Below are 8,112 nucleotides of genomic sequence, written 5' to 3'. Positions count from 1 at the left end.
CCACCAAAAAAGACGGCAGCCATCCCAACCAAAAAAACACCAACAAAAACAAAGAATTTATTGAGTACACTCAAAAATCAAACAAAAAAACACACTATCAAGTTCACAAACAACACCCACACAAAAAGTGAAGGACATTCACCCCAACAACCAAAACACAACCAAACCAAACCGGCCCAGCCACATCCCGACCACCGGGGCAACGAATAAGAACACTACCCACCACCCCACCACACCGTCAAACCAAACCCCCGTGACCCCAACCACACCACCCACAAACCCAACAAACACAACAAAAACCCACCCCACACCAACCCCAAAAACACCCCACACCCAACCCCCCACCCGGGCGTGTCATCGATGGCTGTGACGTCTCTTCGACCTCCAGGGTGTCGAGATATACAAACCGAGCGAAACCCCCGCAGCGATTGCCACAGCCGTCATGGCCGCAACCACCAGGGCATTGCCACCAATGACAAGACCATCGAAGGATCCCTCTGCCTGGACGATGCCAAGGAGACCGCGGAAGATCGAAACACCTGGAACCAGCGGGATGATTGCCGCCGTGGTCATCGCGACCTCTGGGATCCGGGTCCGCACCGCCAGGGTCCCCCCGATAAAGGATGCGAAGAGAGCCCCGAGCGCACTCGCTATTGCTACGCCGATGCCCAGCAGACTTGCTCCAGCAAAGGTGACGATCGAAACCATTCCAAGAATCGCACTGATCCCAACCATCCGGATTCGCCCCCCGTTGGTCAGGGCCGCCGCGCCAGAGACCAGGGCCGCCCCCACCATTTGATGAGGAATCGATCCGAAAGGAACTGCCGTGGGTAATAGCGGAACCTCAACTCCAAACAGTGATCCCAACTGGAGGCCGAGCAGAATTCCGATCACAACGCCGAGCGTCCTCATCGTCAAGTCAAGGATGCGTCCGCTAGCTGTCACGGCAAACCCATCAATGGCATCCTGGGTTGCTCCCACAGCCGACATTCCAGCCAGCATCATCATGATTCCGGCTACAACGATTATTGAGGGACGCACTTCGATGAATGGCTCAAGTCCCAAGTGAGCCAGGGCGCTGACACCTACGGCGACAAGGGTGACGACAAAACCTCCGGCCATCTGGCTGAAGAACATCGGCAGTGCGAACCTGCTGAGGCCAGCCTGCGTGAAGGCTGCCAGCAGCGCCGCAAAGAATGTCAGGATCATGATGACCGCAGAGGCGCCAAACATGATGCTGACACCCATCGCAAGTAGCGCCGAAGCGCCTGCCACCGATGCCGTGTTGTAGGGGAACGGGCTTCTGCGCAGCTCCCGCAAACGGCTTCGTGCCTCAGGAAGTTCCAACCCATCTTCAACCGCTACGAGAAGCTCCTGCAATGCCTGTAACTTGGCATGGTTGGGTTGATCCCATTTCACCACCCGGGTGATCGTCGCCGGCCACTGATCCTCGTGCTGTTGATAGGACACCGACAGAGAGTTGTACGTGACGACAACGTGCACACCATGGAGTCCGTAGGATCGAGCAGCCCGTCCCGAAGCGACAGTCACCTCATGTGCGGATGCCCCCACAGCCAGCATCGCATCGCCAAGCCGGGCTGCGAAGTCAAGGATGTGGAGGACGATCCGCGAGTTCTCGCGGCTTGCTGTCAGATACTCATCCGACTCGTCATCATCGAGGACTGGAGGATGATCGTTGCCGAGTGTCCGCCACCACAGCGATGAAAGACTGTGAACTGCTGACTTGACCATGGTCCTTCTTCAAGTGGCAACGCTGACCAGAAGGTCAGCGTTAAGCAATCGTGAGTTCGACTTAGGCCTCTACAACTGCTGCGGCCAGAGTCTTACGACCCTTACGCAGCAGAACAACACCACCCGCAAGAACATCCTCGGGCACGAAGACCCTATCGACATCCGCGACCTTGACGTTGTTGACTGAGAGTCCGTTGCTGCTAACCGTACGGACGGCGGCCTTTCGTCCGGCCTCGAGGCCGGTGGCAACCAGGGCGTCGATCACCGTGGTCTCACCCAGGACAATCTCAGCCTTGGGAAGATCCTGAATGGCCGCAGCCAAGGTCTCACTATCGACCTCGTGCAGATCCCCCCGACCCCACAGGGCGTTCGTAGCCGCCTGAACCCGTTGCAGTTCGTCCTCACCATGTACGAAACGGGTCACTTCGGCAGCAAGAACGCGCTGCGCCTCACGGGCCTGCGGTCGCTCTGCCGTGATCGCTTCTAGTTCTTCGATACGTTCCCGATCGAGGAAAGTGAACACCTTGAGCATTCGCACTACGTCTTCATCGGCCGTCTGAAGCCAGAACTGGTAGAAGTCGTAGGGGCTCATCATGGCGGGATCAAGCCAGATGGCTCCCCCCTCAGACTTGCCAAACTTGGAACCGTCGGCCTTGGTGATGACCGGGGTTGTCATCGCGTGAACACCCTTGCCCTCAACGCGGCGAATCAGGTCCATGCCGCCAATCAGGTTGCCCCACTGGTCGTTGCCACCGGTCTGAAGCGTGCAGCCGTACCGGCGGAAGAGCTCCAGGTAGTCATTGGCCTGAAGAATCTGGTAGGAGAACTCGGTGTAGGAGATTCCCTCATCTGACTTGAGTCGCCGAGCAACGATGTCCTTCGAGAGCATGGTTCCGAGGCGGAAGTGCTTACCAAGGTCACGCAGTAGACCGATGGCAGAGATTTCCCCAGTCCAGTCCAGGTTGTTGACCATCCTGGCAGGGTTGTCCTCGGCATCGAAGTCAAGGAACCGCTCGATCTGGGCACGCAAGCGTGCCGCCCACTCTTCAACAATGGAGGTGTCATTCATCGAGCGCTCCCCCACCTCGCGAGGATCGCCAATCAAGCCTGTGGCACCACCGACCAGGGCCAGGGGCTTATGCCCGGCATTCTGCAGGTGGCGCATGAGGATCAGCTGCACAAGGTGACCGTGATGCAGGGAGGGCGCGGTGGGATCGTAGCCGCAATAGAAGGTAACCGGTCCGTCCTCAAACGCCTCGGACAGTGCCTTCTCGTCCGTGTGCTGTGCAACCAGTCCGCGCCAGCGGAGCTCTTCGATGAGGTCGCTCACCGTTTCTCCTTCTATATTGTGGAAGATCCAGCGATCTTCGTCGTCCCGATGCGTAGCCGGGCTTCTAGCAGGTTCAGATTACGTTGCCAACAGGCGCGAAACAAAGCGCGCTGGGCCGGGGTGCGTTAACTCTCGCACCACCTTCCGGAATCCCTAACTGCCTCCTCGAGAACCACTAGCTGTTCGAGGACGCGCTCCGGTGCGGTGCCACCTATGCCGCTGCGTGCCCGTACCGATCCCGGGGCCGTAAGGACCTCCAAAACAGCCGGCTGCAGAAGCGGATCAATCCTTGCCAAGTCGCTCTCGGTGAGGTCACCCAGTTCGATTTCCCGATCTTCGCAGTAGGTTACTGCTGCACCGGCAACCTCATGTGCCACTCGAAATGGAACGCCCTCACGAACCAGCCACTCAGCAATATCTGTTGCGAGGGAAAAGCCCCGGGGAGCCTCAGCCGCCATCCGCTCATAGTTGAGCCGCATGGTCGCAACCATGCCGAAAAATGCCGGAAGGAGCGCATCCAGAGTGTCGATCTGGTCAAACACCGGCTCCTTGTCCTCTTGAAGGTCACGGTTGTATGCCAGGGGGAGGCCCTTGAGCGTCGCCAGTAGGCCCGAGAGATCTCCGATCAGACGCCCGGCCTTCCCGCGCGCCAGCTCGGCAATATCGGGATTTTTCTTCTGCGGCATGATCGAGGAGCCAGTCGAGTAGGCATCATCGAGCTCAACAAAGCTGAACTCCCTGGTGTTCCAGATGATGACTTCTTCGGCAAATCGACTGAGGTTGATTCCAATCATTGAGAAGACGAACGCAAGCTCTGCAATGACATCGCGTCCCGCGGTTGCATCGATTGAGTTGGGTTCCACGCGATCAAACCCCAGCTCCTCGGCAATGGCTTGGGCGTCGAGGCCGAGGGTGTTCCCCGCAAGTGCCCCCGCTCCGTACGGGGATGCAGCTGCTCTAGAGTCCCAGTCCCTGAGGCGCTCGACATCTCTCACAAGCGGCCAGGCATGAGCGAGGAGATGGTGTGCCACCAGGACGGGTTGGGCATGCTGCAGGTGGGTGCGCCCGGGCATGATGGCGTCGCCCGCCAACTTCGCTTGATCAACCAAAGCATCGACCAGGGAGAGGGTCAGGGCTCCGATGTGCCGAGCCTGACGGCGCAGGTACCTGCGGGTGAGCGCCGCGATCTGGTCGTTGCGGGATCGACCAGCTCGTAGCCGTCCACCCAGTTCCGCGCCGGCCCGCTCCATGAGTCCTCGTTCAAGGGCGGTGTGAACGTCCTCGTCCTCGAGAACCGGAGCGAATCTGCCCGACTGAACGTCCTCAAGCAGACTGTCAAGGGCAGCCTGCATCAAGATCAGCTGCTCGTCGGTAAGCAGACCAACCTTGGCCAGTGCGCGGGCATGCGCACGGGATCCCTCAATGTCATCAGCGGCTAGACGCCAGTCGAAATGGGTTGAAAGACTCAGTCGCTGCAGGGCGTCGGAGGGACCTGAACGGAACCGTCCCCCCCAGAGTGCTGCTGATTCGGCGATAGGACGAGGCTGCGGATTCTCATTCTGAGTCATGGTCCAATCATGCCTGCTCCACGTTCTAGTGCGCGCCGACGTCCGAACTGAACCATCACCACTTCCCCGACTGACGCGCGGCGGTGCCCGGTGGTCTGTAGTCTCTAAGACAGTTCAAGAAAGTTGAGTTCGTATGAGCAACGAAGTCGTAACCGAAGATTTGCCGCAAACACTGAAGATTCATGTTGAAGATGAGATCTCACCACTGAGGACAGTCATAGTCCATCAGCCGGGACCAGAGATTGATCGACTCACTCCCCCCAACCACAACGACCTCCTTTTCGACGACCTCCTTTCACCGAAACGGGCCAAAGCCGAGCATCAGTTCTTCACCGAACAGATGCGAGAGCAGGGGGTCCGTACCGTTGAGTTCACAGACTTGCTCACGGAGACCCTGGCTATCCCCGAGGCGAAGACATTCGTCCTCGACAACACGGTTAACTACAAGCGACTCGGACCGTTGCTTGCCCCCGCTCTTCGTGAATGGGCAGACAGCCTGACACCGTACGGGACAGCGCGGGTGTGCGTCGAAGGAATCACCAAGGCTGAATGGGAGCAGATTTCGCCGGTCCCCTCACTCGTGGCGCAGACACTGGGCGCTGATGACTTCCTCGTTGGACCTCTTCCCAACCACCTGTTTACGCGTGACGCATCGGTGTGGATGTACGGGGGTGTCGCCATCAACTCGATGCGACGCGAGGTGCGGAGGAGGGAATCCCTGCATTACAGCGCGATCTATCAGTTCCATCCGGCATTCAAGAAGGCCGATTTTGATATCTGGACCACCGGGATGTCCGGTGCGCACCGAGCTGCTGAGGGCGGCGACATTCTCGTCCTCGGCGACGGGGTTCTGGCGATAGGAATTTCTGAACGGACCACTCCCCAGGGCGTTGAGCGTCTGGCGGAACAGCTGTTCAAAGCCGGTCGTGCCACCCGAGTACTTGCCATCATGCTGCCTTCGCGGCGAGAGTTCATGCACCTGGATACGGTGATGACCCAGGTTGATAGGGACAAGTTTGTCCTCTATCCGGAGGCCATCGCATCACCCTGTGTGCTACTCGAATGGGATGCCGAATCGGAGAAAACCCTGGTGAGGACGTTGAGCAGTGATGTTCCCCGGGCCGTTGAGGAAGCCCTGGAGCGTCCGCTTCGATTCATCTGGCCCGACGCCACCTCCGCAGAGCTGTCCCGTGAGCAATGGAACGACGGGTTCAACATGCTGGCACTGGCACCGGGTCGGGTCGTGGCCTACTCTCGGACCCCGCGATCCAACCGGGCGATGCGTGAGGCCGGAGTTGAGGTCATTGAGATCGAGGGATCTGAGCTGGGCAGAGGACGCGGAGGCCCGCGGTGCATGTCCTGCCCTGTTGAACGAGAGCCAGCCCTGTCTGGCGCAAAATAGGAGTTCGGCAGGTCCGGAGCTAAGGCACCCCGTCGACCTGCCGAACATTCCGACTTTGTTTTCTTATCTAGATGGTCACTCCGCGGCCGTATTTGGCGTCGCGTGCCGCAGCCAACTTTGAGGTCATCCCAAAGATCTCAATGAACCCGCGCGCATTGCTCTGGTCATAGGTATCGCCGGTCTCGTAGGTGGCAAGGTTGAAGTCATAGAGAGAGGTCTCGGAACGCCGTCCCGTGACCGTGGCGCGACCACCGTGCAGGGTCATGCGGATATCCCCCGAGACATACTGCTGTGTATCGTCGATGAACGCGTCGAGTGAACGCTTCAGAGGGCTGAACCACTGGCCGTCGTACACCAGCTCAGACCAGCGCTCATCCACCCGGGACTTGAACCTGGCCTGCTCGCGTTCAACGGTGACATTCTCCAGTTCCTTGTGTGCGGTAATCAGGGCCATCGCACCGGGAGCTTCATAGATCTCACGAGATTTGATGCCCACCAGGCGGTCCTCGACAATATCGATTCGACCAATGCCCTGCGCCCCAGCCCTTCGGTTCATTTCCTGAATGGCCTGAAGCGGTGAAACGGGACGCCCGTCGATCGCGATAGGAACACCCTGCTTGAAGGTAATCACGACCTCGTCCGGCAGCGGCGGGTAGGTGGGATCGTCCGTGTAGTTGTAGACGTCCTTCGTGGGTTCATTCCAGATGTCTTCGAGGAAACCGGTTTCAATGGCCCGACCCCAGACGTTCTGATCGATCGAGAACGGGTTGTTCTTTGTTGTTTCGATCGGAAGGTCGTGCTTGACGGCGTAGTCAATGGCAACATCACGGGTGAGGGCGAGATCGCGCACAGGAGCAAGGCAGGTTAGGTCGGGACCCACCGAAGTGATTGCGACCTCGAACCGAACCTGATCGTTGCCCTTACCTGTGCAGCCGTGTGAAACGGTGGTCGCACCAAACTCACGGGCTGCCTTCACCAGGTGCTTGGAAATCAGGGGACGTGAAAGTGCGGAAACCAGCGGATACTCACCCATGTAAAGACCGTTGGCCCGGAGGGCCGGCATGCAGTACTCCTCGGCGAACTCGTCTTTAGCATCGGCAATATAGGCTTCCACCGCACCGCAGTCGAGGGCTCGCTGGCGAATGACCTCGAGGTCCTCACCACCCTGACCGACGTCTACTGCAACCGCAATGACCTCGGCACCCGTCTGTTCGCCGATCCATCCGATGGCGACAGACGTGTCTAGGCCACCCGAGTACGCAAGCACTACCCGATCTTTGGACTCGCTCATTACCACTACCTTTCGTGCCCCCGAGGGACTTCAAGAATCTACTGTCTGCCGGTCTGCGAATGCAGCCGAATGCCTAGGCCCCACGCTCGGCCAGCTGGGTGAGCAGTTTTCGAGCTTGCTGGGCACGCTCGTCGTTGTCACAGATCACCAGGATCGTGTCGTCTCCGGCGATAGTGCCTAGGACCCCGGCCAGGCGTGAAGAGTCAATGGCGGACCCGAGAAGGTTTGCTGCGCCGGACGGGGTGCGAAGAACAAGGAGGTTCTGCGCTTCCTGTGCGCTGACGAGCAGGTCCTGACACCAGCGGGCAAGACGCACGTTTCCCTCTAGGGGTTCTGCCAGGTGCAGCCCGTTGACATCGGGAACGGAGTAGACCGAGGCGCCGCTGTTGGTTTTCACTTTGACAGCCTGAAGCTCCGAAAGATCCCGCGAAAGTGTCGCCTGTGCCGTCTCGAAGCCTCGCTCTGCGAGCATCCGCCGCAGTTGCTCCTGCGATGTAATTGGGCTCGCAGCGATTAGGTCAAGAATCGTGTTGTGTCGCGCAGTCTTAGTATCGAGCGGCAAGTCCGCCATTCTGCTCTCCGTTCTCAATCCAGTTCCCATCCCGCCTTCCAAGCCGAACCTTTAGGCACCGGCTTGGACCTGACTGCATAATCATACGGTCGAGTGAATATTTTGCGTTGGACTGTCCGGATTTGAGACGGTGAGACAGGACACTGAACCCCGCAGGATCTCGATGGTCCTGGGTAATTTGAAACGGCCTCGACCGAC

At 58.8% G+C, this 8,112-nt stretch carries 6 protein-coding genes; 1 reads left to right on the top strand and 5 read right to left on the bottom strand.

What is annotated here, in order from left to right; genetic code table 11:
* Positions 1–354: 354 nt before the first annotated feature.
* From CS903_RS08875 to argH, 3 genes are all read right to left on the bottom strand, one after another.
* Entirely contained in the window at positions 355–1,752 is a 1,398-nt protein-coding gene (locus CS903_RS08875; RefSeq protein WP_099333202.1) for a threonine/serine exporter family protein, read from the bottom strand.
* Between the two features lie 61 nt (positions 1,753–1,813).
* Entirely contained in the window at positions 1,814–3,082 is a 1,269-nt protein-coding gene (gene tyrS / locus CS903_RS08870; RefSeq protein ID WP_099333201.1) for a tyrosine--tRNA ligase, read from the bottom strand.
* A gap of 125 nt (positions 3,083–3,207) precedes the next feature.
* On the bottom strand, positions 3,208–4,650 hold the full coding sequence (gene argH / locus CS903_RS08865) for an argininosuccinate lyase (RefSeq protein ID WP_099333200.1): 1,443 nt from the start codon (positions 4,648–4,650) through the stop codon (positions 3,208–3,210).
* A gap of 133 nt (positions 4,651–4,783) precedes the next feature.
* On the opposite strand from argH, the gene CS903_RS08860 reads away from it, so the two are divergent.
* Positions 4,784–6,052, top strand: a complete 1,269-nt coding sequence (locus tag CS903_RS08860; protein WP_099333199.1) for an arginine deiminase — start codon at positions 4,784–4,786, stop codon at positions 6,050–6,052.
* Between the two features lie 67 nt (positions 6,053–6,119).
* Here the strand turns inward: CS903_RS08860 and CS903_RS08855 are convergent, their stop codons facing one another.
* On the bottom strand, positions 6,120–7,343 hold the full coding sequence (locus CS903_RS08855; protein WP_099333198.1) for an argininosuccinate synthase: 1,224 nt from the start codon (positions 7,341–7,343) through the stop codon (positions 6,120–6,122).
* Positions 7,344–7,416: 73 nt separating this feature from the next.
* On the bottom strand, positions 7,417–7,914 hold the full coding sequence (gene argR / locus CS903_RS08850; RefSeq protein ID WP_099333197.1) for an arginine repressor: 498 nt from the start codon (positions 7,912–7,914) through the stop codon (positions 7,417–7,419).
* Positions 7,915–8,112 lie beyond the last annotated feature (198 nt).

It is taken from the genome of Actinomyces minihominis (assembly GCF_900187855.1).
GTDB lineage: Bacteria > Actinomycetota > Actinomycetes > Actinomycetales > Actinomycetaceae > Scrofimicrobium > Scrofimicrobium minihominis.
This window is presented reverse-complemented; position numbering and strand designations above follow the sequence as displayed.